Below are 23,762 nucleotides of genomic sequence, written 5' to 3'. Positions count from 1 at the left end.
GCCTTGTGGGCGGAGGCGGTCGCGGCGTGTGCAGTTGACCGAAGGGGACGAGCCGGCGGCCGGGCCGCGCGAGCTTGCCGCGGATCCGGAAGCCTGGCCCAACTGCCAGCTCACGGAGCCCGGGGCTACCGCCGTACAGGACGTTGCCCGCGGTCTCGTCGGCGCCATGGCCGAGCAGGGGCTGAGCCTGCGGAGGGTGGCGGACGTATCGGGCGTCAACCGGCAGCCATCGCCGACCTGATCAGAGGACGATCCTGGCCGGACGTGGCGACTGTGGCCCGACTCGCCGTCGGGCTCAACACTCGACTGTGGCCTCAAACGGCGACCTTCGAAAGGAAAACGGATCACGAAGCCCCAATCCCTGCCCAGAATCGCGCAAACGGCGATCGGGCATGACGAATTCGCGGCTCCACCCGCCGAGCGGTGCGCTTCTCGCCTACGCTCATGAAACACGTGGAGCCACCTTGATGGCAGCTCGCGTGCCGGCACCGCCGTCGCTTTCCACGGCTTGCGGCGGTGCCGACCCTCTCCTGCCGCACGCCCCCTCACGAGGCGGCGCAGGAGCATATATTCAGCCCACTACAGCCGACTCCCCTCTGGTGCCCGTGGCGATGGCGAACGAGCCGACCGGTTCCTCGATCACCTGGCCCTCTTCCACCAGCCTTTTGAGGCGGGCACGGGTGGTCTCCACGCGAGCAGGGGTCGTCACATCTTCCCCGACAGCTTCGGCTATTGCCTTCGCCTTCATCGCCCGCTTCGCTGTAGCCAGTAGCGACAGCATCCGGCGACGCCCCTCTTCCCATTCGAGCGGACCGGCCGAACCCGGCAGTGCCTCAAGTTCTGACTGGGCGGCCTTCTCAGTGACAGGGGGTTCCTCCGGCTCCTCGGGCTTCTCACCCTCAGGGCCATCAGGCACCTCGGCCTCGTCTTCGGGCAGGGACTCCAGCGTCTTCCGGGTGATGGTCAGGTGACGCAGTCGCTCCTCGGCTTCCTCCAGCCGCTGGTGCAGCATGGCGACTTCACCTCGTACGGCGGCCTCTTCTCGCGCCAAACGGTCGAACAGCGACGCCACAACCCACCCCCCTGAACCTGGTCACATCCCTGATGCGGCTACCCACGTTCCAGACACCGTAGGAGCGTTGTCCCAAGATCGCAGGAGCTGTTCGCCAAAGACCGCAAACAACAACGCGCGCCCACATTCGGACGCTTGACGCCTGAGTCGGGGGAAACTTCAGACCCCCAGTGGATGCGCTTGAGTAGGTCTCACCCTCACTCATTCCTATCCACGAGCCGCCGGATGGCTCGTGCCCACTCCAAGCACCGTGTTGGGCCCCTTGGAGGAGTGCAGATGAGGGTCTACCGGCGAACAGGGCGCAGCCGCGCTGCGCAACCCCCGTGGAGGCGATCCTCATGTCGCCGCAACGTTCCAGGCTCGCCGACAACGCTCGTGAACCACAAGATGCAAGGCGATCTTGCCCACAATCCAGCCGGGCGGCCTTACAACGAGAGAGGGGCAAAAGAGCGAGACCAGCCATGCCCGCACCCGTGAAGGCGCAGGACTTGAATGCTCAACTCGTCGGATGAGCTTTGAAGATGGCTGGTCTCAGGGGAGAGATCACATGGCGCGTATCTGCCGTCAAGCCTGGGGCCCAAGCGGGTCTGATCTGGGCTCCGATGTGGCCTGACCGAGCACTCGAGCTGGGAACAAAGGTGCCGATACTGGGGAACGATCTCCACTCGAGTGGGAAACGATCACCCAATAGTCCCAAAGCTGCAGTGTAGACCGACTCGTGAACACCCCATCTCCAGGGACACGAATCACATGCAGCCGATTCCAGGCCCCGGCGGCTCCACGCGGACAAGGCATACGACGTCCCTCACCTGCGGAAATGACCGTGGGGCAAGCGCATCGGCGTCCGCATCGCCCGCAAGGGGATCGACTCGAGCGAACGGCTGGGCCGCCGGTGGGTGATCGAACGGACCATGTCCTGGCTGAGCGGCTACCGCCGACTCAACCACCGCTACGAACGCCAGCCTGGCAACTACCTGGCCTTTCCCGGCCTCGCCGCAGCCCTCTGCTGCTACAAGCGACTCCTCAAACTGACCATGTAGGACACGGTCTAACCTCCCCACGCCCAGAACAGGTCCCCGAACGCCCACACCGGAACGGCCAGCCGAGCCGTGCAGCGCCAGGTCGCCTCCGCGTTCACCGCCGCCTTCGGCCTGAAGCCGCGAGTCGGCCAGGGCCTTGCTGGCTCCTGCCGGGTATCCCCACGGCGTCAGGCCAAGCCTTGAGTGGAGCGCTTCAGCGCTCCACCTCTGAGGTACCCCCCCGGGTATAACTGTTAGGGTGGTTGTTGGATACCCCCCGGGGTACATCGCCGAAAGGAGTCAGAAGCCGTGTTCTTCGTCGACACCCTGGAGTTCGAGGGCCTGGGCAACCGCAGTTACCTGGCCGGCGGGGCCAGTGCCGCGGTGGTCATCGACCCGCCGCGGGACATCGACCAGGTCATTGCCGCAGCGGCTCGCCGCGCGGTGCGCATCGCTTTCGTGGCCGAGACCCATGTCCACAACGACTATGTCACCGGCGGCCTGGAGCTGGCCCGCGTCACCGGCGCTCAGTACCTGGTGCCGGCCGGGGCGCGCGTGTCGTTCGCCCGCACCCCGGTTGCCGACGGCGACACCGTGACGGTCGACGAGGGCATGGTGCTCCGCGCGATCGCTACTCCCGGGCACACCCCGCACCACACCTCCTACGCCCTGGCCGAGGACGGGCGCAGTGTGGCGGCGTTCACCGGCGGATCCCTGCTCATCGGCGCCGTCGGCCGTCCCGATCTGGTCGAGCCGCGGCTGACCGAGCAGCTGGCCCGCGCCCAGCACGCCTCCGCCCACCGGCTGGCCGACGAGCTGGACGACGAGGTACCCGTGCTGCCCACCCACGGGTTCGGCAGCTTCTGCTCCTCCTCCCAGGCCGAGGGGGACACGACCACGATCGGCAGGGAGCGCAAGACCAACGACGCCCTGACCTTGGATGTGGACGCCTTCGTCGCCCAAGTGCTCGCCGGGCTGGACGATGTGCCCGCCTACTACGCGCACATGGGCCCGGCCAATGCCGGGGGCCCCGCGCCGGTCGACCTCACCCCGCCGCGGCGTGCGGACGCCGAGGAGATCGCCTCCCGGCTGGCCGCGGGTGAGTGGGTGGTGGACCTGCGCAGCCGTATGGCCTTCGCCGGGGGGCATGTGTCCGGGTCGTTCAATTTCGAGGGTGAGGGCAAGCTCGCCACCTACCTGGCCTGGCTGATCCCGTGGGGCAAGCCCGTCACTCTGCTCGCCGAAGATCCGGAGCAGATCGCCGCCGCGCAGCGGGAGCTGGTGCGGGTGGGCATCGACCGCCCGGCCGCGGCTGCCACCGGTGATCCGGCCGGCTGGATCCGTGAGGGCGAGCAACTCGTCTCCTTCCCCCGAGCCCGCTTCGCCGACCTCGCCGATGTCCGTGAGCGCGGCGACGACGTGGTCGTTCTGGACGTCCGCCGGGGCTCGGAACGTGCGGGCGGCTACCTCCACGGCTCCGTCCACGTCCCGATCCACGAGCTGCACGGCCGCATCGGCGAGGTGCCGGACGGGACGGTGTGGGTGCACTGCGCCGGCGGGATGCGCGCGGCGATCGCCGCCTCCCTGCTCGATGCCGCCGGCCGGGACGTGGTCGCCGTCGACGACGGCTTCGATGCCGCCACCGAGGCGGGACTGCCTCTCACCCACCCCGAGGGCACCGACTGACACCCTTCCGCGTCACCTGCACGAAAGTGATCAAACGATGCTCCCGTTTCTCCGCCGCGGCCCCGGCCGCCTCACCCCGCGACAGGCCCACCAGCAGACCAGCGACGGCACCGCCGTCCTGCTGGATGTCCGCGAACCACCGGAGTGGAACGCCGGGCACGCGCCCGACGCCCTGCACCTGCCCCTTTCCCGCCTCGCGGCAGGGGCACCGCTCCCGGCAGCCGCGCAGGGCAGGCCAGTGGTCACGGTCTGCCGCTCCGGTCACCGCTCCCAGCAGGCCGCCAAGCTGCTGGCCGGACGCGGCGTTCCAGCCACGGACGTCACGGGCGGCATGACCGCCTGGGCGCGTGAGGGCCAGCCGGTCATCGGTCCGGGCGGCAGCAACGGTGTCATAGCGTGAGCGCTCTGATCCTGGCCCTGATCGCGGGGGCGGTGGTCGGGCTCGCGCTCGGCTCGCTCGGCGGGGGTGGCAGCGTCCTGGCCGTCCCGGCGCTGATCTATCTGCTCGGCTTCACACCGGCCGCCGCGACCACCGCCAGCCTGATCATCGTCACGGCCACCTCGCTCACCGCCCTGTACGCTCACGCCCGCACCGGCAACGTCCGCTGGAAAGCCGGCGCCCTGTTCGCCGCTGCCGGACTCCTGCCTGCGGCCGCAGCAGGGGCTGCGGCATCCCGCCTGCCCCAGCCGGTACTGACTGCCGCGTTCGCAGCCATCGCCGTACTCGCCGCCGTCAAGATGCTGCGCCCCAGCCGAACCGCCACCGGCCCAGCGGCCGGCGAGGCACGGCCCGCCCGGGCCGCCGGAACCGGCGCAGGGCTGGGTGCGCTGACCGGTCTGCTCGGCGTCGGCGGAGGCTTCCTCACCGTCCCGGCCCTGGTCACCGTGCTGGCGTTCGAGATGCAGGCCGCCGCAGGCACCAGCCTGCTGGTCATCTCGGCGAACTCGCTGGCTTCCCTGGCCACCCGCGGCGCCACCACCGCCGACGTCAGCTGGGCGGTGATCGCGCCCTTCACCGGGGCGGCGATGCTGGGCGCCTGGGACGGCAAACGCCTGGCCGCCAAGGTCACCGGAACCCTGCTGCAGCGCACCTTCGCCGTCGTGCTGCTGACCGTGGCAGCCTTCATGCTCGTCGACGCCCTCACCTGACGAGTCAGACGGATGATCCGGCGCCGCGACACCACGGCTCAGGCCAGAGACAGGAACAGCTTCTCCAGCCGGGTGCGCATCTGCTCCCGGTCGCCGGAGGCGGCCATGTCCGCATCGGTCAGGCAATGCTGCAGGCCGGTGGCGATGATCGCGAAACCGGCCTTGTCCAGAGCCCGGGACGCCGCGGCGAGCTGGGTGACGACGTCCTCGCAGTCCCGCCCTTCCTCGATCATCTTGATCACACCGGCGATCTGGCCCTGCGCCCGGCGCAGCCGGTTGACCACCGTCTTCAGTTCCTCAGCCGCCATCGCCAGTTCCACAACCCACACTCCTTCGAGATACCCCCTTGGGTATTCTACCGAAGGGGTAACCCGAACCGAGCAATGGAAAACCCTCGTGGCATCCACCAGCACCGCCCTCACCGTCGACCAGGCCAACGCCCGCCTGCACGAGCTGACCGTCATCGACGTGCGTACCCCCGGCGAATACGCCTCCGGTCATCTGCCCGGCGCCCACAACATCCCCCTCGACCGCCTCGATGCCGCCCTGTCCGCCCTGAAGACCGCCGCAGACCGCGGCGACCTCCTCATCGTGTGCGCCTCCGGCGCCCGCTCCGCCCAAGCCTGCCGGCGCCTGGCCGACCAGGGCATCACCGCCGCCGCCCTCACCGGCGGCACCACCGCCTGGACACAGCTCGGCCACGACACCCACCGCCCGGCCGGCACCCGCACCCCCTGGGCGATGGACCGCCAAGTCCGCCTCGCCGCCGGAACGCTGGTCCTGACCGGCCTGATCGCCGGACAACGCTGGAACGCGGCCCGCTGGCTCTCCGCGAGTGTTGCCGGCGGCCTGGTCTTCTCCGCCCTCACCAACACCTGCGGCATGGCCAAGATCCTGGCCAAGCTCCCCCACAACCAGCCCAGGGCCTCCCACCTGGACGACACCCTCGCAGCCCTGACCGGCTGACCCCCTGACCGCTTCCGCTGACGTCTCGGCCCTCAAGACACCGGACGAGGTCGAGTACAGCCCCTCCTGAATGCCTGGACAGGCCCGCGAGCCGGCTCCCTGCACCTCCGCAGCGAAACGGAATCCCGCCTGTGCCCTCCCCCGGCCGTTCTTGAGTTCGCTCAAGGTCGGTTGACGAGATCCCGGCGATCACGATGATCGTGCGGGATCTTCGTCGTTTCTGGGGTCTGTTCGAGGGTGTTCGGGGCGGTGGATGGTGGCGGTCCTCACTGCTGACCGTGACGGCGCCTCGTCCTTCGCTGTCGTACGCAGCACGGCCAGCCCCGGGATCTCGGGGATGGCCGTGGTCATGTGTTGTTCTGTCCGCTCAGTGGTCTGGGGCTGGTGGCGGCCGTCCGGTACGGGCCGGTGGGTTCGTCTCCGGCGAGGCGGGCGGTTGGGGATCGGCGTGGTCGAAGCCGGTGTCGGTGAGTTGGGTGCCGGTGCGCTGGTAGAGCCAGGTCTCGAGGATGCCGAGGCTGCCTGCGGTGACCAGGATGGCGACGGGGAGGGTCTGGGCGACCTGGCCGGGTGCGGGCCGGTGTTTGGGGTTCCCGATGTCCAGTTCCGCGCCCTTCAGACGGGGGTCTGTACGGTCTTCGGTGTAACTCTCGATCATGGAAGTAGCACCTGATGAGCGACGTGACTGTCTCTGCTGAGGCGGTTGAGGAGGTCAGGTCGGCCGAGTTGCCGGCGGACGTGCTGGATGATCAGTTGATCGGGTAGCTGGTCGACCGGGCCCGCGCAAGCGGCCTGCAGCTGACCGGCGAAGGTGGGCTGCTGCAGCTGACCAAGCGCGTGCTGGAGTCCGCCCTCGAAGGCGAGATCACGGACCATCTCGGCTACGAGAAGCACGACCCGGCCGGTGCCGGCAGCGGCAACAGCCGCAACGGGACCCGGCCCAAGACCGTGCTGACCGACGTCGGTCCGGTGGAGATCGCGGTGCCGCGTGACCGCGTCGGCAGCTTTGGGCCGCAGATCGTCAAGAAGCGGCAGCGGCGGCTGACCGGCGTCGACGAGATGGTCCTGTTGCTGTCCGCGCGTGGTCTGACGCACGGTGACATCTCCGCCCACCTGGCCGAGGTCTACGGCGCGAGCGTGTCCAAGCAGACCATCTCGACCATCACCGACAAGGTCATGGACGGGATGGCCGAGTGGCAGAACCGGCCGCTGGACCCGGGGCGGTTTCTATCCGGTGATCTTCATCGACTGTGTGCACGTCAAGGTGCGCGACGGGCAGGTGGCGAACCGGCCCGTCTATGTCGCCCTGGCGGTCACCGTGGACGGCACGCGCGACATCCTCGGTCTGTGGGCCGGCGACGGCGGAGAAGGCGCCAAGTACTGGCTCCAGGTCCTGACCGGGATCAAGAACCGGGGTGTCGGGGACGTGTGCATGGTCGTCTGCGACGGACTCAAGGGCCTGCCCGACTCCATCTCGGCGGTCTGGCCCCAGGCGGTGACCCAGACCTGTGTCGTCCACCTGATCCGGGCGTCGTTCAGCTACGCGGGCCGCCAGGACTGGGACAAGATCTCCCGCGCGCTCAAGCCTGTCCACACGGCTCCGACAGCGACCGCGGCGGAGGACCGGTTCCTGGAGTTCCAGGAGGAGTGGGGCGCCAAGTATCCGGCGATCGTGCGGCTTTGGGAGAACGCCTGGGCCGAGTTCGTGCCGTTCCTCCAGTTCGACGCCGAGATCCGTCGCGTCGTCTGCACCACCAACGCCATCGAGTCGGTCAACGCCCGCATACGGAAGGCCGTCCGGGCCCGCGGGTACTTCCCCAACGAGGCCGCAGCCCTCAAATGCTTCTACATGGCCGTCATGAGCCTCGACCCCACCGGTCAGGGACGCAAACGCTGGACCATGCGTTGGAAGCCCGCCCTGCAGGCTTTCGATATCGCCTTCGACGGCCGACTCTCCGTCGGCCGCCGCTAATTCACACCACCCGAGTTACACCGTCGGCTGGACAGACCCGGCCGAGGTGTGCCGTCCGGGGCGTCGAGAAGGGAGGCCGCCAGGGTGCACAGGGCATTCGACAGGCGCTTGCTCTCGCCCTGTTCCAGCAAGTTGAGCACGGGGGTGCTGTGCAGGGCGCCGAGCACGACATGTGCCATGAGGTCGGCGTCCAGTTCGGGGCGTGCCTGTGCGATCAGTTCGCTGACGTGACGGTGCCAGAACCGGTAGATGGGGGATTCACCGCCCTCACCCTGGTCGTTCTCCCGTCGGTGGGTGGTCGTCGCGGCGTGTCCGAGCGCCGCCAGGAGCCCTTTGTTGCGGCTGACGACGTCCACGATGCCATCGAGGAAGGCGAGCAGGCGTGCGCGTGGTGCGGCGCCGGGGCCCAGGGGCGGGGGCCCGCTGACGACCGCTTCGTTGAGGGTCAGGGCGCGTTCCTGCATCAGGGCCAGCATCAGGCCCATGCGGCTGCCGAAGCGGTGGAAGACCGTGCCTTTGCCCACGCCGGCAGCGGCTGCCACCTGTTCCATCGAGATCTGTTCGGGTCGGTGCCGGGCGAGAAGTTCCTCGGTGGCCAGCAGGATCGCACGTCGGTTCCGCGCCGCGTCGGCGCGCTCGCCACGGCCTTGGGGCATCGGCTCTCCGCTTCCCATGTCACTCCCATGGACAACTGGACCGCTGGTCCAGTAGCGTCCGCGATACATAAGTTGACTTGCAGTCCAGTTTACTTCGGCTTTCCGGCGGAGGATGTCATGAGGCGAGTCCGGTTCCACGCATACGGTGGTCCCGAGGTCCTGGAGATCGAGGAAGCCGAGGTCCCCACACCGGGGCCCGGTCAGGTCGTCATCCGGGCCGAGGCGATCGGGGCCAACTTCGTGGACACGAAGATCCGGCAAGGTCCCTCCAGCGGTGCGATATTCACGCGTCCGCTGCCCGGCAAGCTCACCGGCGACGTGGTGGGGACCGTCCACGCCGCCGGACCGGACGTCGACGACGGCCTCATCGGCCGGCGGGTCGCGGCACTGGCCGAAGACGCCTTCGCCGATTACGCGATCGCAGACGCGGACTGGCTGGCCGCAGTACCCGAGGGAATCGACGACGGCGCGGCCAGCATGCTCCCCATGGGCGGCCCGGTGGCGCTGGGCGTGCTGCGCGCCGCCCGGCTCACCCCCGGCGAGACGGTACTCGTCCACGCCGCCGCCGGTGGCATCGGCCACCTGGCCGTGCAACTCGCCAAGCTGCTCGGCGCCGGAATGGTCATCGCCACCGCCGGCTCCACGGCAAAGCTCGACTTTGTCCGGGAACAGGGCGCGGACATCGCCGTCAACCACCGTGACGAGGACTGGGGCGAACAGGTCCGCAAGGCTGCTCCGGACGGTGTCGACATCGTCCTCGATTCGGTCGGTGGCACAGTCCTGCGCCAGGGCATCGACCTGCTGGCACCCTGCGGCCGCGCGGTGATGTACGGCGTGTCCAGCAGCGAGTTCGACGAGGTACCCGTCACCAGCCTCTTCCGCCTCAAGACCCTGACCGGCTTCTCCCTGCTCGCCTGGCGGGCGGCCGACCCCCAGCGGGCCAGACAGGACATCACCGAGATCACGGAGTACACGGTCGCCGGCCGGCTGAGTACGGCGGTCCATGCCCGGTTCCCGCTCAGCGACGCGGCCAAGGCCCACCGCCTGCTTGAAGGCCGGACGAACCTCGGCCGAGTCCTGCTCCTGCCCTGACGGCCTCAGGAGGCAGGCCGGCCGAGGGGTCGCGCAACACCTCGCGAGTGATCCGGACGGCGGCGACCGGTTCTGTTCGCCACAGCGGATGGGGAACGATCTTCGGCAGTACGGGAAACGATCTTCAAGGCCTCTTGTCGCCCCACGTCAGCCCCACTCGTGAACACCCCACAGCAAGGGCCGCTCCTGGGATGGCTCAGGAACGGTTGGCGAGAGGTCCCGTCCGGTCATTGTGACCGAACGGGACCTTCGCGTTTTCGGGGTTCGGCCGGGGTGGTGGCGAGGGGGCGGTGGGGCCGTCCGATCGGCCGCGCAGGGGACGGATTCGCCGGGGGTCAGGAGTGTTCCGGTAGGGGCTCGGTGCGCTGAGTGTCCGCTGGAGGTTCCGCGCTCGGGGTGTCTCCGGAGGCGGGCCGGGATTTGGGGCGTGGGGTGTTCATCAGGACGGCGACGATCAGCGCGCCGGTGAGCATGATTCCGGCGGCCCAGGTGCCGGCTGTTTCGAAGCCTTCCAGCACCGCCCTTTTGGCGAGGGCCGGGCTCGGGCCCTGCGCGGCGTGTGAGGCGAGGTAGTCCGCGGTCGCGCTGGCGGCGATCGTGTTGAGGAGGGCGGTTCCGAGGGAGCTGCCGATCTGCTGTGCGGTGTTGACGCCGGCCGAGGCGACGCCCGCGTCGTCCTGGTCGACGCCGTGGGTGGCGTAGTTGAGGGCTGCCGGCATGATCATGCCCGCGCCGGTGCCGAGCATGAGTCCCGAGACCAGCACCCCTTCGGCGTATGCGGTGTCGGTCTCCATGGTGAGCAGCCACAGCATGCCGCACGAGAGAAGGACCATGCCCGGCACGATCAGCGCCCGCGGCGGGACTTTGGGCAGCAAGCGGGTGGCGAGCCCACCGGCCGACAGCAGGACTGCCAAGGTCATCGGCAGGAAGGCGACGCCCGTCCTGATCGGCGAGTAGCCCCTGACGACTTGCATGTAGTAGGTCAGGAAGAGGAACGCACCGAACATTCCCACCATGGCCAATCCTACGGCCAGGTAGGCGCTGCCGCGGGTGCGGCTGGCGATCACGCGGAGCGGCATCAGTGGCTGCGGCACGCGGCTCTCGACGAAGGCGAACGCGGCGAGCAGCACCGCGCCGACGGCCAGCAGGCCGATAACCGCTCCCGAGCGCCAGCCGTCGGACTCGGCACGGCTGGTGCCGTAGACGATCGCGACCAGTCCGGAGGTCACCAGCAGCACTCCCGGGACGTCGAACCGGGCCCTGCCCCCGCGCCGCGACTCGGCCAGCATCGCGTACCCGCCGACTGCTGCGACCAAGGCGATCGGGATGTTGATGAACAGGCACCAGCGCCAGTTCAGGTAGTCGGTCAGCGCTCCGCCGGCCAGCAGTCCGATCGCGCCACCTGCGGCTGTGACGCCGCCCCAGACCCCGAACGCCTTGGCGCGGTCCTTAGGTTGCGTGAAGGTGACTGTCAACAGCGACAGTGCGGACGGTCCGAGCAGTGCGGCGAAACCGCCCTGCAGGGCACGGGCGACCAGTAGCACGTCGAAGGAGTCCGCCACGCCGCCGAGCGCCGACGCGCCGGTGAAGCCGAGCAGGCCGATGAGGAAGGCCCGCTTGCGGCCGGTGTAGTCGGCGATCCGGCCGCCGAGGAGCAGCAGGCTCCCGAACGCCAGTGTGTACGCGGTGAGGATCCATTGCCGGTCGCCGTCCGAGATCTCCAGATCTCGCTGGAGTGACGGCAGTGCGATATTCACGACTGTGCCATCTAGCACGATCATGAGCTGGGCCAGCCCTATGAAGCACAGCGCAGCCCATGGGCGCGAATCCGCCGCCCGGGCCTGCGTTTTCGAGGTTGCCATGGACTTCTTCCCCACTTGTGGCTGCTTGCCACGCGGTTCGTGCGCGCGGCGTCCTGACGGACACGAGTCGTCGGCGGCTGAAGCGTTGTGACAGTGCGGTCCTGTGATGTGCGCCACCGGAACCAGGTGTCACAGGGCGGAAGGGGGCGGCGTCCCATGAGGGGCACGACCGGGAGCGAACAGACAGGAGCCGCCCATGAGCCAGCGCAGCGGGGATGTCGGGCACGCAGCTGAACCGCGTGCACATGGGGCCCCGATGGATCCCGCCACCGAGGCGTTCGTCGCCCATCGCAGCCTGCTGTTCACCGTTGCCTACGAGATGCTCGGCTCGGCTGCCGACGCCGAGGACGTGCTGCAGGAGACCTGGTTGCGGTGGAGGGGCGTCGACCTCGACACGGTGCGGGACCAGCGTGCTTTTCTCGTGCGGATCACCACACGTCGGGCACTGGACCGGTTGCGTGCGCTCCGTCGGCGCCGGGAGTCCTACGTCGGCCCCTGGCTGCCCGAGCCGCTGCTGACCGCGCCCGACGTGGCAGAGGACGTGGAACTGGCCGACAGCGTCTCGATGGCGATGCTGCTGGTGCTGGAGACCCTCGCGCCGACCGAGCGGGCGGTGTTCGTGCTGCGCGAGGTGTTCGAGCTGGAGTACGACGAGATCGCGGAGGCCGTCGACAAGACCCCGGCGGCGGTCCGTCAGATCGCCCACCGCGCTCGGACACACGTTGCCGCGCGCCGGCCTCGCAGCGTCATTTCCGCAGCCGAGACGCAAGAGGCGCTCGAGGCATTCCAACGGGCGCTCGAAACGGGCGATCTGCAGAGCCTGCTCGACAAGCTCGCGCCGGATGTCGTGTACCTGGGTGACAGCGGAGGAGTGGCGCCCGCTGCGTCGGCGCCCGTCGTAGGAGCTGACCAGGTGGCCTCTCTGCTGGCCGCTTCCGGCCTGGGGCAGGCGACCGCCGCGGAGCCGCTGCGGCCGACACAGGTCAACGGCTACCCGGCGCTGATGCTCCGGCTCGGCGGGGAGACCACCGCCGTTCTGGCGGTGCGCATCGACGAGGGGCTGATCACGGGGCTCTACCTGGTGCGCAATCCCGAGAAACTCTCGCACATGGAGCAGGAGACCGTCTTGCGCCGCTGAGTCCGATTCCCTCATCGATGCCGGCAGTGGTGTCGGAGGGGGTGGCACAGTGTCCGGTACTGATCGGCAGGCGGTGGAGACGATGGGTGACTACTTCGAGCGGATCGTTGATGTCGAGGTGACCGGCGAGGAGGCCGGGCCACTAGCGGGGCGGATGGTCGACTGGATGGTCGGGGAGGGCCTGATCACGCGTGAGCTGTCCAGCGACGGGGTGTACAGCCTGACCGTGGACGAGGGCTATGTGCCAGGTCCCAACTGGGCGCGAGCCGTTGCCGACTCCTCGGACCCGGACTGGCTGCCGGGCCCGGTGGCCGTCATCGTCGGTCGTGACCACCACGTCGGCGGTCAGGGAGCGGACGAGGCGGCATACGCCGTCTGCCCGCGGTGTCGGAACAAGACGGTGATCATCGACTACCCGGAGGAGTTCGAGGCGAAGGAGGAGGTCTGGCAGCCGTTCAAGGACGGCATCGCCGCCTGGAAGGAGACGGGTGAGGGGAGTGCTCCCTGCTCCGCCTGCGGTGCCTCCGTCCCAGTCACCCAGTGGCAGTGGGAGCCCGACTTCGCCTTGGGCGCCCTCGCCTTCGACTTCTGGGGCTGGCCGCCACTCTCCGCCCGCTTCTGCGCGACGCTCAGCCGACAGCTGGGACACCGCACAGTGGAGCACATGGGCAAGTTTTGACGGGAACCCTCACACTTCAGCGCGCGGAAAACCGCCCAACGCGAGTCACGTTCTTCGCCCCATCGATTGCTGGTCGCGTCCGTTGGCTCGGCCTGCCTCGTCTTCCCCGTGGGCAGGGGATGTCCTCGAACCGGATCGCGATCGCGTACCGGTCGAACCAGTCGGAAGGAACCCAGCCGGTCGGCCACTCCAGCTCGCGGGCGGCCACGTCGGCCTTCACGACCACAACGGGTAGTGAAGGCCGACGTCATGCTCAGACCTCAGAGGAATTGCCAGCACTGTCGGAATTTCGGTGGGGGTGGGGGCTCCTTTTGGGTTGACGGGTCAAGGGGTGCAGGAGCGGGCGGTGTGGATGGTGGTGGCGGTGAGGTAGAAGGCGTCGGGGCGCCAGAGGATGCCGGTGCAGGCGTCGCCGTTCAGGAGGTGGTCGAGGGTGGTGAGGTCTTCCTCGCCGAGGTGGGAGGTCAAGTGGTGGCGCAGGCGGGTCAGATGGTTGTGGAGGTGTTCGCGGGCGGGCAGGGCGAGGGGGGCCGGGTGGTGGGGGTGGAACGTGCGGGTGCCCGTGGGGACGAGACCGGCGCGGGAGAGCATGGCGGGCCAGTCCTCGACGGTGGATGTCGTGCCGGGCAGGGCGGCGCGCATCGCCGTGAAACGGTCCTCGACTGCTGCGTCCAGTCGCGCCTGGATGCCCGGGCGGCCCATGCCGATGTCGCGGGGGAGGAAGCGGACCGTGAGTCCGCGTTCGGCGACGGCCAGCACACCGCCGGGACGCAGCCGGGTGGCCAGGGCGTCGAGGGCGGCCTGTTGGTCGCCGAGGTGGTGAACCGCGTTGCCTGCCCAGATCAGTTCGGCGGATCCCAGGGTGTCCAGGTCCTCGGGCAGGGCTGCTTGTTGGGTGGTGACCCTGCCGGTCAGGTCCTGGCGGGCCGCGCGGGAGAGGGCGCGCTCCAGGAGTCCGGGCGCCTGGTCGACGGCGACGACCTCGGCGCCGGGGAAGCGGTGGGCCAGCAGGCAGCTGATGACGCCCGGTCCGCTGCCGATGTCGAGGATGCGGGTCACGGCGGGATCTGCTGCCGGTTCGGCTTCCGGCAGGCCGCCTCGCGGGGCGGGCCCGAGCAGGCGACGCAGCCATCCTGCCGCCTCTTCCAGGGCGGGCGCGTGCAGTTCGGCCTCGCGCTCCAGGGCGGCTCCGAGGGCTTCCCAGTCCACTTCCGCGGTGTGAGGGTGGCTCATAGGGCGGCCGCCTGCGGTGCGGGGGCGGTGGCGCGGTGTTCTTCGACTGCGCGCTCCACGTCTTCGTCCACCAGGTCGTGGGTGAGAGCGAAGGCCGCAGCGGAGCCCATGCCCGCGGCTGTGACCACCTGGGCGCGGGGGTCGACGACGTTGCCGACCGCCCAGACGCCGAACACGCTGGTGCGGCCGGAGCGATCGGTGGCGACCCGGCCCTGCTCGTCCTTGGCGCAGCCCAGGCCGGTCAGCAGGGCGTCATTCGGAACCATGTCCGGGAAGACGAAGACCGCGCCGCGCGGCACCACCCGGCCATCGGTCAGCTCGACGCCGCGCAGCTGACCGTCGTCCACCGCAAGGGACTTGATCTCGCCCTCGGCTATCCGGACACCCCGTGCGGTCAGCCGCTCGCGGTCCTGGTCGCTCAGCGCTCTGGTGTGCGGGAAGTAGACGATGTCGGGCGACCACTGGGCGAGCAGCAGCGCCTGGTTCACCCCGGCCGGGTGGGTGCCCAGTACGCCCAGTGGCTCGTCGCGGACCTCATAGGCGTGGCAGAACGGGCAGTGCAGCAGATCGCGTCCCCACCGTTCGCGGATTCCGGGGAGGCCGGGCAGCTGGTCGCGCAGTCCGGTGGCGACCACTATGCGGCGGGCCTTCAGTACCGCACCGCCGGACAGGCGGACGAAAAAGCCGTGCGAAATCTCGTCAACGTGGTTGTCGAAGAAGTCGACTCCGTAGCCGGAGAGTTCCGCCCTGCCGGCTTCCAGTAGTGCAGCCGGGGACATGCCGTCCCTGGAGAGGAAGCCGTACATGTGGGCGGACGGTGCGTTGCGGGGCCGGCCCGCGTCCACCACGGCCACGGTGCGGCGGGCCCGGGCCAGCACCAGGGCGGCGTTGAGGCCGCCCGCCCCGGCGCCGACCACGACCACGTCGTACACCTTTCCGGCGGTGCCGGTAGTCACTTTCTTGGCCGCCCCGGCCGGCTTCTCGTCGCCTGCTCCGGCCGGCTTCTCGCGTGTGTCGTGGCCGCGCCGCGGGGACTTTGAGTCGCTCATCGCGATCACCTCCTGCGCGCAGGCTGCGTCCTACGGAGGGATAGCGGCAAACTTTGTTGCTGTTTCCGGGAAAGGTGAACACCGGCCGACCGTTGCCAGCCCGGTGGTCAACGAAGTTGACCACTTCCCGGGTGCTCCGGTCGGCCGTCCGCCGTCAGCCGGCCGACCGGTGGCGGCTGGTCCCGCGGGGCGGGCGGGCGTGCCGGGACGGGGCCGTGGGCACCGGTGGGAGGTCGAGCTGCCGGACGAGCTGGTGGAAGCAGAGCAGCGCCGTGATGGGCGGCAGGCCGGCCACGGCGATCCCCGCGGGGGTGGGCGGAGCGTCGGCGACGCACAGCAGCGAGGCGATGGCGGCGAAGAAGAGCACGACGAGCCAGGAGTGCACCGTGCGGCGGCGATAGGCGCGGGTGCGCAGGATGGAGAGCGTGGCGGCGACCCAGGGGGCGTAGATCAGCAGCGGCCAGGCGTGCGCCACGCTCGGGGGCGCCGATTCCTGGGCCAGGCCGTACAGCGACGGATAGGACGCCTTGGCGCCCAGAAAGCTCACCAGTACCACGATCAGCGCGGTGAGCGTGACCGAGAAGGCGCTCAGAATCCGCCGCCAGCTGAGTTCCTCGCGGCTCTTTTGCTTCACACGCTCCAGGGGGCGTTCTTTGCGGTGCCTGGCCCGGGTGAGCTCGCCAGGAGAATCCGCGAACCGCTGCTGTTCGACCGTGTCGAGGAAATGGGCGAGTTCCGCGTCCAGATCCGGGGCCTCGGTCTGCTCGGGCCGCTCGCCGTGCTCGGGGTGCGGCGAGGCGAAGCGGGTCAGTCCCAGTGTTCCGGTGTCGGTGGGGTCCGTGAGACCTAGGCGGGCAGCGGTGTCGTTCCTGATCGTCGAGCCGCCGCAGGAGTGGGCCGAGCGCACATCCGGTTCGGCCGGTTGTCTCGGCCAGGGAAGGCCGGGGTCCGGATCGGGGGGTGCGTAGGACGCGTACGTGTGCGACGTCTCGGTCAAGACTGAACTCTCTTCTCTGCGGGCAGGTTCAGACGACTGTGTCGAGACCGGTCCCGCACGCGCACGACGCTTCCGGTGGTGACCGACGGCGCGCAGCCCTGTGTCGTCCGCGATGACCAGCGCCAGGGGGCGGATGCCGGGGATGACCGTCTCGGGTACAACCCGTCAACGAATACTCCAGCCAGCGGAAACTCCTCTTCGCAGTACTCAGACTTATGAGAATTCGGTTTTCACGACGTATGTAACTCCTGGGTGGAACAGCGGGATGTCGGTAGGTTGTGCGGCAGGTACGTTCACCAGATTTACGGCTGGCGTGCGCGAGGCGGCGCGCCGGTGCGTTTTCCCGCGTGCGAGCCGGTGCGAGTCGTTGTAAGCCGTTGTGAGCCGCCGCAGATGGGGAACGGGAATTGCCTCATGTCCGGTGATGTGAGCCGCTGTTGCATTCAGCTGTAGTCATGCGCCCCATTCCCCCGAGACCTCGCACGCGTCGCCCCTCCTGGGTGCGTCCAGGGCGGCGCGCAGCCGGGACAGCAGAGCGCGTGCGGCGGGGCCTGCCGGGCCGCCGGTGCGCCAGGTGAGGCCGATCCGGGCCCTGGGCTGAGGTGTCAGTCGCAGCGTCCGCAGGCCGAGCGCGGCGGCCGTGCCGGGCGGCATGGCGGGTACGACGGCGGCTCCGAGCCCGCGGGCCGCCAGCCCGGCGAGGAGGGGCGGAGCGGCGGCCTCGAAGGCGACGCGGGGGCGGAACCCGGCCTCGGCGCAGGCACGTTCGAGCACTCCGCGCAGTCCGGTGCCGCGCGGCAGGCTGATCAGGGCCCGGTCGCGCAGTGCCGCCACCGGCACAGCTCCGTCGCCGCGCGCCAGCAGTGGGTCGCCGGGGGCGACGGCGACGACCACCGGCTCGTCGATCACGATTTCGGCGGTCGTGCCCTCGGGCGGGTGCTCGTCGGCCAGGCCCAGTACGCCGAAGTCGAGCTCGCCCCGGCGCAGCGCCTGGAGCATGCGTTCCGAGGTGTCCTCGGTGAGGGTGATGTCGACGCGCGGGTGCTCGCTGTGGAAGTCGGCCAGTACGGAAGCGATGTCGAACTGCCCGGTCGCGCCGGAGACCAGCCCCACGGCGACGTGGCCGCGCAGCAGTCCCGTGAACGCGTCGGCTGCGTGCCGCGCGTTCTCGGCGGCCTCCAGCGCCGCCCTGGCGTACGGCAGTACGGCCTCGCCGACCTCGGTCGGCGTCACTGTGCGCCCGGTGCGGTCCAGGAGCGGGTGGCCCAGCTCGCGTTCGAGCTGCCGGATACGGGCGCTGACGCCGGGCTGGGCCAGATGGAGGCGTTCGGCGGCCTTGGTGAAGCTGCGCTCCTCCACCACGGCGACGAAGAACTGAAGCTGCCGCAGATCCATGCCGGGCAGCCTAGCCAGAGGGATAACTGCTGCTTCTGGCTGCCAGAAGAACCCTCTCTTGGACTTATGAGCCGCTCCGCGGCCACCCTGGGAAGATCACCGCCACTGCTGAACGGGGAGCCGCCGATGGACATCAAGCAGGCGATAGCAGCTGAACGGACGGCGCTGGCCGACCTGTTGGACGGCCTTGCGGACGCCGACTGGGAAGCGCCCTCCCTGTGTGCGGGGTGGCGGGTGCGGGAGGTGGCGGCACATATGTCGTTCGGTTTCCGCTCGTCCCGCTCGCAGACGCTGCGCGAACTGCTCCGGGCCCGCGGCAGTCTGCACCGGATGACCGACCACTGTGCGCGCCGCGACGCCGCAGCGATGAGCACGGCCGCGATCGCGGCCGCGCTGCGGGACAACGCCCACCACCCATGGAAGCCACCGGTGGGCGGACTGCCGGCGGCGCTGGGGCACGACGTGGTGCACGGGCTGGACATCACCGTCGCGCTCGGCCACGGGCGGCGCGTCCCCCAGGAGCGGATCCGCGTGCTACTGGACACCATCACGCCCAGGAGCCTGAAGTTCTTCGGTGCCGACCTGGACGGTATTGCCCTGCGCGCCGATGATCTCGACTGGTCGTACGGCACCGGTACACCCGTGTCGGGAGCGGCGCAGGATCTGCTATTGGTCGCTTTCGGGCGCAGGCTGCCCGCCGGCCGGCTGCACGGTGAGGCAGCGCACCGGTTCACCGCGGGCCCGGCCAGTCCCGCTCCTCAGGAGGGCGGGGACGGGGCGGTGCGGCGGTAGCCTGGGGCTCCCCCTCCCGCCGCCCGAGGAAGCTGCCCCGTGTCCGAACCGTCCACCCCGCGCCCCGAGCCCGTACGCCGCGATCCGGTGCACCGTGGGCCGTGGGAGGCGCTGACCAGGGTGGTGCGGTGCCCCGTGTGCAGGGACGGTCTGGAGGTGGCCGAGCGGTCACTGCGCTGTCCGCAGCGGCACACTTTCGACGTCGCACGGCAGGGGTACGTCAGTCTGCTCTCGGGGGCCAAGCGCACCGTGAACGCCGACAGCGCCGCCATGGTGCAGGCCCGGGTCGCGTTCTTGGAGGCGGGCCACTACGCACGACTGACGGAGGCGCTGGCGCGTACCGTCGCCTCGGTGGAACCGCGCGGGGACGACTCCGTGGTGCTGGACGCCGGCGCGGGCACCGGGCACTATCTCGCCGCCGTTCTGGAGGCGCTGCCGGGCGCCGTGGGGCTGGCGCTGGACGCGTCGCAGTACGCGCTGCGCCGCGCCGCGCGGGCGCATCCGCGTGCGGGGGCTGCCAGTTGGGACGTATGGCGGCCGTTCCCGGTGCGGGACGGCTGCGTGGACGTAGTGCTCAATGTCTTCGCACCGCGCAACGGCGCGGAGTTCCATCGAGTGCTGAGGCCCGGCGGGGTGCTGCTTGTGGTCACGCCGACCGAACGGCATCTGCGCCAGCTGCGCGACCGGCTCGGGCTGCTGGAGGTCGACCCGGACAAGGAGGAGCGCCTGGAGCGCACACTGGCCGGTCACTTCGTACGGGAAAGCACCGAGGCACTGGAGTACACCGTCGAGCTGTCCGGGCAGGACGTGGAGAACCTCGCCGCCATGGGACCGGCCGCGCGGCATGTCGAGCCGGAGGAACTGCGGGCGCGTGTCGCCGCGCTGGGTGCGCCGGTGGAGGTGACGGCGTCCTTCGGGATCTCGGTGTACCGCGCGCGGGACCACCGTGCCGGGCCCGCAGACGGCTGTCCGGGCTGAACGAGCTTCACAGGGCAGGTCGTCAGGCGGCTTGCTTGAGGTGGTCGGGGGTTGCGGCCAGGACGTCGTCCAGGAGGCCGCGCGAGGTGTGCAGGGCCTCGATCTCCGATGTCATCCGGTCGCGCTGGGCGAGCAGTTGTGCCACGAGATCCGGGCAGGTCGGCACTAGGCGGTTGCCGTCGTCGCGCAGGCACGGCAGGAGCTGCGCGATCACCGTGGTCGACAGCCCTGCCGTCAGCAGGCAGCGCACCCGGCGCACTGTCTCGACGTCCGACTCGCTGTACTCGCGGTAGCCGCTGGGCAGCCGCTGAGGGCTCAGCAGGCCCTGCTTCTCGTAGTAGCGCAGCATGCGTTCGTGGACGCCGGTGCGGCGCACCATCTCCTTCATGCGCATGGGGCTCGCCTCCTCAAGGGCCGCTGCGCGGTCGTCCGGTCTGCGCACCGGCTTGACTCTGACACTGATGTCGGAGTTTAGCTTCCGATGCGTGACCAATACGCACACAGCGGCAGCAGCCGCATCCTCGTCCCGTATCGACCCCTCCTCCCTCGATGTGCACGTACAGGGCAGCGGACCGGCGCTGCTGCTCGCGCACGGGGCAGGGGGAGGGATCGAGCCCAACTTCGGCCAGGTACTGGGGGACCTGGCGTCCGACCACTCACTGGTCGGACCGCACTACCCAGGTGCCGGCAGTTCGCCGCTGCCGGGGGAACCGCTGGACCTCGACGCGCTGGTGGACGCCGTCGTGGAGGCGGCCGTCTCGCGCGGGCACGAGCGGTTCGTGCTGCTGGGAGAGTCCCTGGGGTCGGCGGTCTCCATACGGGCAGCGGCCCGGTACCCGCAGCGGGTGACAGGGCTCGTGCTGACGGCCGGATTCGCGGTGGCCGACCCGGCCCTGTCGTTCGCCGCCGAGCTCATCACCCGGTTCGGGCGGGCAGGGGAGTGGGACGCGGTGGCACGTGTCGCCACGCACGCCTGCTTGCCCGAGGACGAGCTGTACGAGCTCACCGCCGAGGGGCTTCAGGCCGCTGTCGCGGCGACACGTGCGGGCATACCGTCCGGCATGGTGGAGCACTTCGATCTGGTGCGCAGGGTCGACGTACGCGGCGACCTCGCGGGCATCTCCGTGCCCACCCTGGTGGCGATGCCCACCGGTGACCGTCTCGTCCTTCCGGACTGCTCCCGTCAGCTGGCCGCTGCCATCCCCGGCGCCTCCCTGGTCGAGATTCCGGGCGGTGCGCACGTACTGGGCGAGCGGCACCGCAAGCTGTGGCTCGGCCATGTGCGGGAGTTTCTGGCAGCGCTGCCGGAAGCGCGGTAGCCGCTCAGCAGCCGCCGCAGTTGTAGTACGTGACGTCCCAGTGGTTGCCCTCGCGGTAGTAGATGTTGCCGGAGCCGGACTTCCACTTGGAGCCGCCGATGGAGGTGAACGTTCCGGTGATGTAGTTGTCCAGGCAGCCGGAGAGGGACATGTCCAGCTTGTAGCCGTTCCAGTGGCTGTAGGTGCCGGAGGCGTGGCCGGTCTCCGTACCGCCGGTGAGCCGGATGGCACAGCCGGACGCCTTCTTGAGTGTGATGGCGCCGTCCGCCGTCGCGGAGCGCAACTGCTCGAACGAGGTGCAGCTGGGGTTGTTGCGGTCCGAACAGCCGCCGCTGGACGTCCAGGTGATGCCGGCGGCCCGGAACTTGGCCGTCGCCTGTGCGTGGGTGAGCTTCGCGAGGAGCTGCGGGCCGCCGGCAGCCCCTGGAGAGCTCTGGGAGGCGCTCGTGGAGGCCGCCGGGGCCGCCGCAGCCGCTGGGGCCGCCTGAGCGCCCGTCGGCCCGGAGAGGGCCAGGGCGGCGGCAGCTGTGGCGCCGAGGAGTCCGGTCAGAGCACGGCGAACGGGTCGTCTCATGGTCCTGCCTTCCGGAGTGGGGGGTGCCTTGGGGCCTTCGGCGCCCTGCCCGAGGGCGGGGCGCGGGACTCGCGGAGCGGAGAGGTGGACTGGTCGGGCGCAAAGGTAACGGCGCAGTAGTGGCGTGTAAACAACTGGCAAGGGTGGTCGGGCCATTGGAGGGGGAGCCCTGCAACTGGTTCTGCCTCTGGTCCGCGCCTCAGCGGAAGAACTGCCCAGGAGTGAGCCCCACCGTGCGGCGGAAAGCGGCGATGAAGGCGCTCGTCGAGGCGTAGCCCACCCGGTGGGCGACCGATTCCACGGAGCGACCCTGAGCCAGCAACGGCATCGCCTCCTGCACCCGCAGCCGCTCCCGCCAGCGGCCGAAACCGAGCCCCGTCTCGGCAGCGAACAGCCGCGCCAGCGTGCGGGCGCTGGCTCCGGCGACCCGGCTCCAGGCGGCAAGGGAACGGGAGTCGGCGAGGTCAGCACGGAGCGCTTCGGCGACTGTGCGAGCCCGTGGATCGGTCGGCCAGGACAGCGCGATGTCCCGCGCGGGCACCGGCTGGAGCAGGTCGAACAGCACCCCTTCGGCGCGCTCGCGGGCGGGCACGGGAAGGCCGGGCGCCGCCAGGTGGTTGATGAGTTCGCGCAGCAGCGGCGGAACGGCGACCACTGTGGGCTCCGGCCAGTCCACCGGGCAGTGCGCGGGCGCGATGTAGGGGCTGCGCATCACCGCCGTACTGGTGGCGCCCGTGGCGTGCGGGGTGTGCGCGGGGATCCACAGCGCGACGGAGGGCGGCAGCAGCCAGGTGCCGCTCGGTGCGCGTACCGACAGCAGGCCGCTGGTGCACCAGGCCAGTTGGTGCTCCGGGTGCTGGTGCTCCTCGAACCAGGAGCCGCGTGGCAGCGGGAAGCTGCGCACGACAAGGGCCTGCCGTTCCGGCGGGACGGCGCACGAGGGCAGCGAGTCGGAAGGCTGTCCGTATGGCGGCATCAGTTGGCAGCGTACGCCGTAGTGGACGGCCGCCGGCCCGGCTTAGCGTCCCTGTATGCCGATGAACAGAGCGCACCGGAGACTGTGCAGTTCCGAGAAGTGGGCCACTGGCGTACGGGAGCAGCTGCTGCCGTGGGCCCTGGAGGGAGTCGAACTGGGCGAGGACATCGTCGAGATCGGCCCCGGATACGGAGCGAACCTGCGGGTGCTGATCGAGCAGGTCCCCCGGGTGACCGCTGTCGAGATCGACGGCGAGACGGCCGCACTGCTGCACGACAAGTGGGGCGACCGGGCGCGCATTCTGCACGCTGATGGTGCGCAGATGCCGCTGCCCGACAACGCGTTCTCCGCGGTGGTGTGTTTCACGATGCTGCACCACGTGCCCACGGACGCACAGCAGGACCGCATTTTCGCGGAGGCGTTCCGCGTGCTGCGGCCCGGAGGGACGTTCGCGGGCGCTGACAGTCAGCTGAACTTCCGCTTCCGGGTGCTGCACATCGGGGACACCATGAACACCCTCGACGCGGCAACGCTGCCCGCCAGGCTGTCCCGGGCCGGCTTCACCGGCATCGCGGTGGACCGCCATCCGGAGACCGGCGGACTGCGCTTCAGTGCCCGGCGGCCCGCCGAGGACAGCTGAGGAGCGCCGGGCCGCACCTCAGTGCAGCAGTTTCAGCCCCACCACCCCGCCTACGATCAGCAGCAGGCACAGCAGCCGGGCAACGCTGACCGCGTCGCCCAGCACGGCCATCCCGTACAGGGCCGTACCGGCAGCGCCGATCCCCACCCACACCGCGTACGCCGTGCCCAGCGGAATCTGCGACACGGCGTACGACAGGCCCGCCATGCTGGCCGCGAGCGCGACCAGGAAGAGCAGCGACGGCCACAGCCGGTGGAAGTTCTTCGACGCCTCCAGAGCGGTCGCCCACAGCGTCTCCAGGCACCCGGAGACGATCAGCACCCCCCATGCCGCTCCCATACCGTGCTCCCTCCCTCGCCGGGCGGCCGTCTGCGCGGTCACCGGTCCGACTCGGAGGCGGCCCGGTCTACCGTCGCCACCAGTGCTCCTCGCGCCCGCTCGCCCGCTCCCGCTCGCCCTCACCGTGCGGGCCGACCTCGTGCCCGGCGGCTGCGGGGCCTGTGGGGGCGTCCGAGGGG

General features: G+C 70.0%; 25 protein-coding genes and 2 pseudogenes. 14 read left to right on the top strand and 13 right to left on the bottom strand.

Translation table 11 applies throughout. The features are described 5' to 3' along the window. Nucleotides 1-28: 28 nt before the first annotated feature. Entirely contained in the window at nt 29-241 is a 213-nt protein-coding gene (locus ITI46_RS16960) for a hypothetical protein (RefSeq protein WP_209240404.1), read from the top strand. Between the two features lie 330 nt (nt 242-571). On the opposite strand, the gene ITI46_RS16955 is transcribed toward ITI46_RS16960, so the two are convergent. Beyond that, the gene (locus ITI46_RS16955) at nt 572-1,072 is read right to left on the bottom strand and encodes a hypothetical protein (RefSeq protein ID WP_209240403.1); all 501 of its coding nucleotides are present in this window, start codon (nt 1,070-1,072) and stop codon (nt 572-574) included. A gap of 767 nt (nt 1,073-1,839) precedes the next feature. Here ITI46_RS16955 and ITI46_RS16950 point away from each other — a divergent pair. The 4 genes and pseudogenes from ITI46_RS16950 to ITI46_RS16935 form a co-directional block, all read left to right on the top strand. Beyond that, nucleotides 1,840-2,112: pseudogene (locus ITI46_RS16950) on the top strand (transposase); the annotation flags it as partial. A gap of 288 nt (nt 2,113-2,400) precedes the next feature. Then, nucleotides 2,401-3,777 carry an MBL fold metallo-hydrolase gene (locus ITI46_RS16945; protein WP_209240401.1) on the top strand — a complete coding sequence of 459 codons (1,377 nt, stop codon included), beginning with the start codon at nt 2,401-2,403 and terminating at the stop codon, nt 3,775-3,777. 37 nt (nt 3,778-3,814) lie between these two features. Continuing rightward, nucleotides 3,815-4,177, top strand: coding sequence for a rhodanese-like domain-containing protein (locus ITI46_RS16940; protein ID WP_209240400.1), 363 nt, complete (start codon nt 3,815-3,817; stop codon nt 4,175-4,177). Next, nucleotides 4,174-4,926: a sulfite exporter TauE/SafE family protein gene (locus ITI46_RS16935; protein ID WP_209240399.1), complete on the top strand. Its 753-nt coding sequence runs from the start codon at nt 4,174-4,176 to the stop codon at nt 4,924-4,926. Before ITI46_RS16940 ends, ITI46_RS16935 begins: the two co-directional genes overlap by 4 nt. Nucleotides 4,927-4,964: 38 nt before the next feature. Here ITI46_RS16935 and ITI46_RS16930 read toward each other — a convergent pair whose 3' ends face one another. After that, entirely contained in the window at nt 4,965-5,246 is a 282-nt protein-coding gene (locus ITI46_RS16930) for a metal-sensitive transcriptional regulator (protein ID WP_010358257.1), read from the bottom strand. Between the two features lie 76 nt (nt 5,247-5,322). Here ITI46_RS16930 and ITI46_RS16925 point away from each other — a divergent pair, with 76 nt between their 5' ends. Continuing rightward, entirely contained in the window at nt 5,323-5,892 is a 570-nt protein-coding gene (locus tag ITI46_RS16925; protein WP_209240398.1) for a rhodanese-like domain-containing protein, read from the top strand. A gap of 367 nt (nt 5,893-6,259) precedes the next feature. Here the strand turns inward: ITI46_RS16925 and ITI46_RS16920 are convergent, their stop codons facing one another. After that, nucleotides 6,260-6,550 (bottom strand): hypothetical protein, encoded by a 291-nt coding sequence (locus tag ITI46_RS16920; protein ID WP_209240397.1) that lies wholly within the window; start codon nt 6,548-6,550, stop codon nt 6,260-6,262. Between the two features lie 107 nt (nt 6,551-6,657). On the opposite strand from ITI46_RS16920, the pseudogene ITI46_RS16915 reads away from it, so the two are divergent. Then, nucleotides 6,658-7,864, top strand: a pseudogene (locus ITI46_RS16915) (IS256 family transposase). On the opposite strand, the gene ITI46_RS16910 reads toward ITI46_RS16915, so the two are convergent. Further along, nucleotides 7,861-8,520 carry a TetR/AcrR family transcriptional regulator gene (locus tag ITI46_RS16910; protein ID WP_209240396.1) on the bottom strand — a complete coding sequence of 220 codons (660 nt, stop codon included), beginning with the start codon at nt 8,518-8,520 and terminating at the stop codon, nt 7,861-7,863. The pseudogene ITI46_RS16915 and the gene ITI46_RS16910 sit on opposite strands and share 4 nt — an antisense overlap. Before the next feature lie 117 nt (nt 8,521-8,637). Between ITI46_RS16910 and ITI46_RS16905 the strand changes: the two genes are divergently transcribed. Further along, nucleotides 8,638-9,612: a quinone oxidoreductase family protein gene (locus ITI46_RS16905; protein ID WP_209240395.1), complete on the top strand. Its 975-nt coding sequence runs from the start codon at nt 8,638-8,640 to the stop codon at nt 9,610-9,612. A 335-nt stretch (nt 9,613-9,947) separates the two neighbouring features. On the opposite strand, the gene ITI46_RS16900 is transcribed toward ITI46_RS16905, so the two are convergent. Then, complete coding sequence (locus ITI46_RS16900; protein WP_209240394.1) at nt 9,948-11,474, bottom strand: MFS transporter; 1,527 nt, start codon at nt 11,472-11,474, stop codon at nt 9,948-9,950. 196 nt (nt 11,475-11,670) lie between these two features. Here ITI46_RS16900 and ITI46_RS16895 point away from each other — a divergent pair, with 196 nt between their 5' ends. Continuing rightward, nucleotides 11,671-12,612 carry an RNA polymerase sigma-70 factor gene (locus tag ITI46_RS16895; protein WP_209240393.1) on the top strand — a complete coding sequence of 314 codons (942 nt, stop codon included), beginning with the start codon at nt 11,671-11,673 and terminating at the stop codon, nt 12,610-12,612. A 49-nt stretch (nt 12,613-12,661) separates the two neighbouring features. Then, complete coding sequence (locus tag ITI46_RS16890) at nt 12,662-13,291, top strand: hypothetical protein (RefSeq protein WP_307808204.1); 630 nt, start codon at nt 12,662-12,664, stop codon at nt 13,289-13,291. Nucleotides 13,292-13,615: 324 nt separating this feature from the next. Here the strand turns inward: ITI46_RS16890 and ITI46_RS16885 are convergent, their stop codons facing one another. From ITI46_RS16885 to ITI46_RS16870, 4 genes are all read right to left on the bottom strand, one after another. Then, nucleotides 13,616-14,524 (bottom strand): class I SAM-dependent methyltransferase, encoded by a 909-nt coding sequence (locus ITI46_RS16885; RefSeq protein ID WP_209240392.1) that lies wholly within the window; start codon nt 14,522-14,524, stop codon nt 13,616-13,618. Continuing rightward, nucleotides 14,521-15,573, bottom strand: coding sequence for an NAD(P)/FAD-dependent oxidoreductase (locus tag ITI46_RS16880; RefSeq protein ID WP_209240391.1), 1,053 nt, complete (start codon nt 15,571-15,573; stop codon nt 14,521-14,523). Before ITI46_RS16880 ends, ITI46_RS16885 begins: the two co-directional genes overlap by 4 nt. A gap of 154 nt (nt 15,574-15,727) precedes the next feature. Further along, nucleotides 15,728-16,570: a DUF2637 domain-containing protein gene (locus tag ITI46_RS16875; RefSeq protein WP_209240390.1), complete on the bottom strand. Its 843-nt coding sequence runs from the start codon at nt 16,568-16,570 to the stop codon at nt 15,728-15,730. A 453-nt stretch (nt 16,571-17,023) separates the two neighbouring features. Beyond that, a complete protein-coding gene (locus ITI46_RS16870) occupies nt 17,024-17,965 on the bottom strand; it encodes a LysR family transcriptional regulator (protein WP_209240389.1) in 942 nt (313 codons plus the stop codon). 126 nt (nt 17,966-18,091) lie between these two features. Between ITI46_RS16870 and ITI46_RS16865 the strand changes: the two genes are divergently transcribed. Together ITI46_RS16865 and ITI46_RS16860 are read left to right on the top strand one after the other, a co-directional pair. Continuing rightward, a complete protein-coding gene (locus tag ITI46_RS16865) occupies nt 18,092-18,757 on the top strand; it encodes a maleylpyruvate isomerase family mycothiol-dependent enzyme (protein WP_209240388.1) in 666 nt (221 codons plus the stop codon). A gap of 111 nt (nt 18,758-18,868) precedes the next feature. Next, nucleotides 18,869-19,735 (top strand): putative RNA methyltransferase, encoded by an 867-nt coding sequence (locus ITI46_RS16860; protein ID WP_247746110.1) that lies wholly within the window; start codon nt 18,869-18,871, stop codon nt 19,733-19,735. Between the two features lie 22 nt (nt 19,736-19,757). Here the strand turns inward: ITI46_RS16860 and ITI46_RS16855 are convergent, their stop codons facing one another. Beyond that, complete coding sequence (locus ITI46_RS16855; RefSeq protein ID WP_209240386.1) at nt 19,758-20,129, bottom strand: MerR family transcriptional regulator; 372 nt, start codon at nt 20,127-20,129, stop codon at nt 19,758-19,760. A gap of 91 nt (nt 20,130-20,220) precedes the next feature. Here ITI46_RS16855 and ITI46_RS16850 point away from each other — a divergent pair, with 91 nt between their 5' ends. After that, nucleotides 20,221-21,054, top strand: coding sequence for an alpha/beta fold hydrolase (locus tag ITI46_RS16850; protein ID WP_307808203.1), 834 nt, complete (start codon nt 20,221-20,223; stop codon nt 21,052-21,054). A 4-nt stretch (nt 21,055-21,058) separates the two neighbouring features. Here ITI46_RS16850 and ITI46_RS16845 read toward each other — a convergent pair whose 3' ends face one another. Next, a complete protein-coding gene (locus ITI46_RS16845) occupies nt 21,059-21,628 on the bottom strand; it encodes a hypothetical protein (protein WP_209240384.1) in 570 nt (189 codons plus the stop codon). Between the two features lie 199 nt (nt 21,629-21,827). Continuing rightward, nucleotides 21,828-22,604, bottom strand: coding sequence for an AraC family transcriptional regulator (locus ITI46_RS16840; protein ID WP_209240383.1), 777 nt, complete (start codon nt 22,602-22,604; stop codon nt 21,828-21,830). 55 nt (nt 22,605-22,659) lie between these two features. On the opposite strand from ITI46_RS16840, the gene ITI46_RS16835 reads away from it, so the two are divergent. Beyond that, nucleotides 22,660-23,244, top strand: a complete 585-nt coding sequence (locus tag ITI46_RS16835) for a class I SAM-dependent methyltransferase (RefSeq protein WP_209240382.1) — start codon at nt 22,660-22,662, stop codon at nt 23,242-23,244. An 18-nt stretch (nt 23,245-23,262) separates the two neighbouring features. On the opposite strand, the gene ITI46_RS16830 is transcribed toward ITI46_RS16835, so the two are convergent. Further along, complete coding sequence (locus tag ITI46_RS16830) at nt 23,263-23,583, bottom strand: DMT family transporter (RefSeq protein WP_209240381.1); 321 nt, start codon at nt 23,581-23,583, stop codon at nt 23,263-23,265. Between the last annotated feature and the right edge of the window lie 179 nt (nt 23,584-23,762).

Source organism: Streptomyces oryzae (assembly GCF_017676365.1).
Lineage (GTDB): Bacteria > Actinomycetota > Actinomycetes > Streptomycetales > Streptomycetaceae > Streptomyces > Streptomyces oryzae.
The sequence above is the reverse complement of the archived record's forward strand: the minus strand, read 5'-3'. Positions and strand labels throughout refer to the sequence as shown.

What these genes read in the sequence shown, in the direction of transcription:
- ITI46_RS16885 (WP_209240392.1), bottom strand. Translation starts at nt 14,524, where the DNA reads ATGAGCCACCCTCACACCGCGGAAGTGGACTGGGAAGCCCTCGGAGCC.
- ITI46_RS16940 (WP_209240400.1), top strand. Translation starts at nt 3,815, where the DNA reads ATGCTCCCGTTTCTCCGCCGCGGCCCCGGCCGCCTCACCCCGCGACAG.
- ITI46_RS16900 (WP_209240394.1), bottom strand. Translation starts at nt 11,474, where the DNA reads ATGGCAACCTCGAAAACGCAGGCCCGGGCGGCGGATTCGCGCCCATGG.
- ITI46_RS16865 (WP_209240388.1), top strand. Translation starts at nt 18,092, where the DNA reads ATGGACATCAAGCAGGCGATAGCAGCTGAACGGACGGCGCTGGCCGAC.
- ITI46_RS16855 (WP_209240386.1), bottom strand. Translation starts at nt 20,129, where the DNA reads ATGCGCATGAAGGAGATGGTGCGCCGCACCGGCGTCCACGAACGCATG.
- ITI46_RS16880 (WP_209240391.1), bottom strand. Translation starts at nt 15,573, where the DNA reads ATGAGCGACTCAAAGTCCCCGCGGCGCGGCCACGACACACGCGAGAAG.
- ITI46_RS16870 (WP_209240389.1), bottom strand. Translation starts at nt 17,965, where the DNA reads ATGGATCTGCGGCAGCTTCAGTTCTTCGTCGCCGTGGTGGAGGAGCGC.
- ITI46_RS16905 (WP_209240395.1), top strand. Translation starts at nt 8,638, where the DNA reads ATGAGGCGAGTCCGGTTCCACGCATACGGTGGTCCCGAGGTCCTGGAG.
- ITI46_RS16835 (WP_209240382.1), top strand. Translation starts at nt 22,660, where the DNA reads ATGCCGATGAACAGAGCGCACCGGAGACTGTGCAGTTCCGAGAAGTGG.
- ITI46_RS16895 (WP_209240393.1), top strand. Translation starts at nt 11,671, where the DNA reads ATGAGCCAGCGCAGCGGGGATGTCGGGCACGCAGCTGAACCGCGTGCA.
- ITI46_RS16910 (WP_209240396.1), bottom strand. Translation starts at nt 8,520, where the DNA reads ATGCCCCAAGGCCGTGGCGAGCGCGCCGACGCGGCGCGGAACCGACGT.
- ITI46_RS16845 (WP_209240384.1), bottom strand. Translation starts at nt 21,628, where the DNA reads ATGAGACGACCCGTTCGCCGTGCTCTGACCGGACTCCTCGGCGCCACA.
- ITI46_RS16920 (WP_209240397.1), bottom strand. Translation starts at nt 6,550, where the DNA reads ATGATCGAGAGTTACACCGAAGACCGTACAGACCCCCGTCTGAAGGGC.
- ITI46_RS16840 (WP_209240383.1), bottom strand. Translation starts at nt 22,604, where the DNA reads ATGCCGCCATACGGACAGCCTTCCGACTCGCTGCCCTCGTGCGCCGTC.
- ITI46_RS16830 (WP_209240381.1), bottom strand. Translation starts at nt 23,583, where the DNA reads ATGGGAGCGGCATGGGGGGTGCTGATCGTCTCCGGGTGCCTGGAGACG.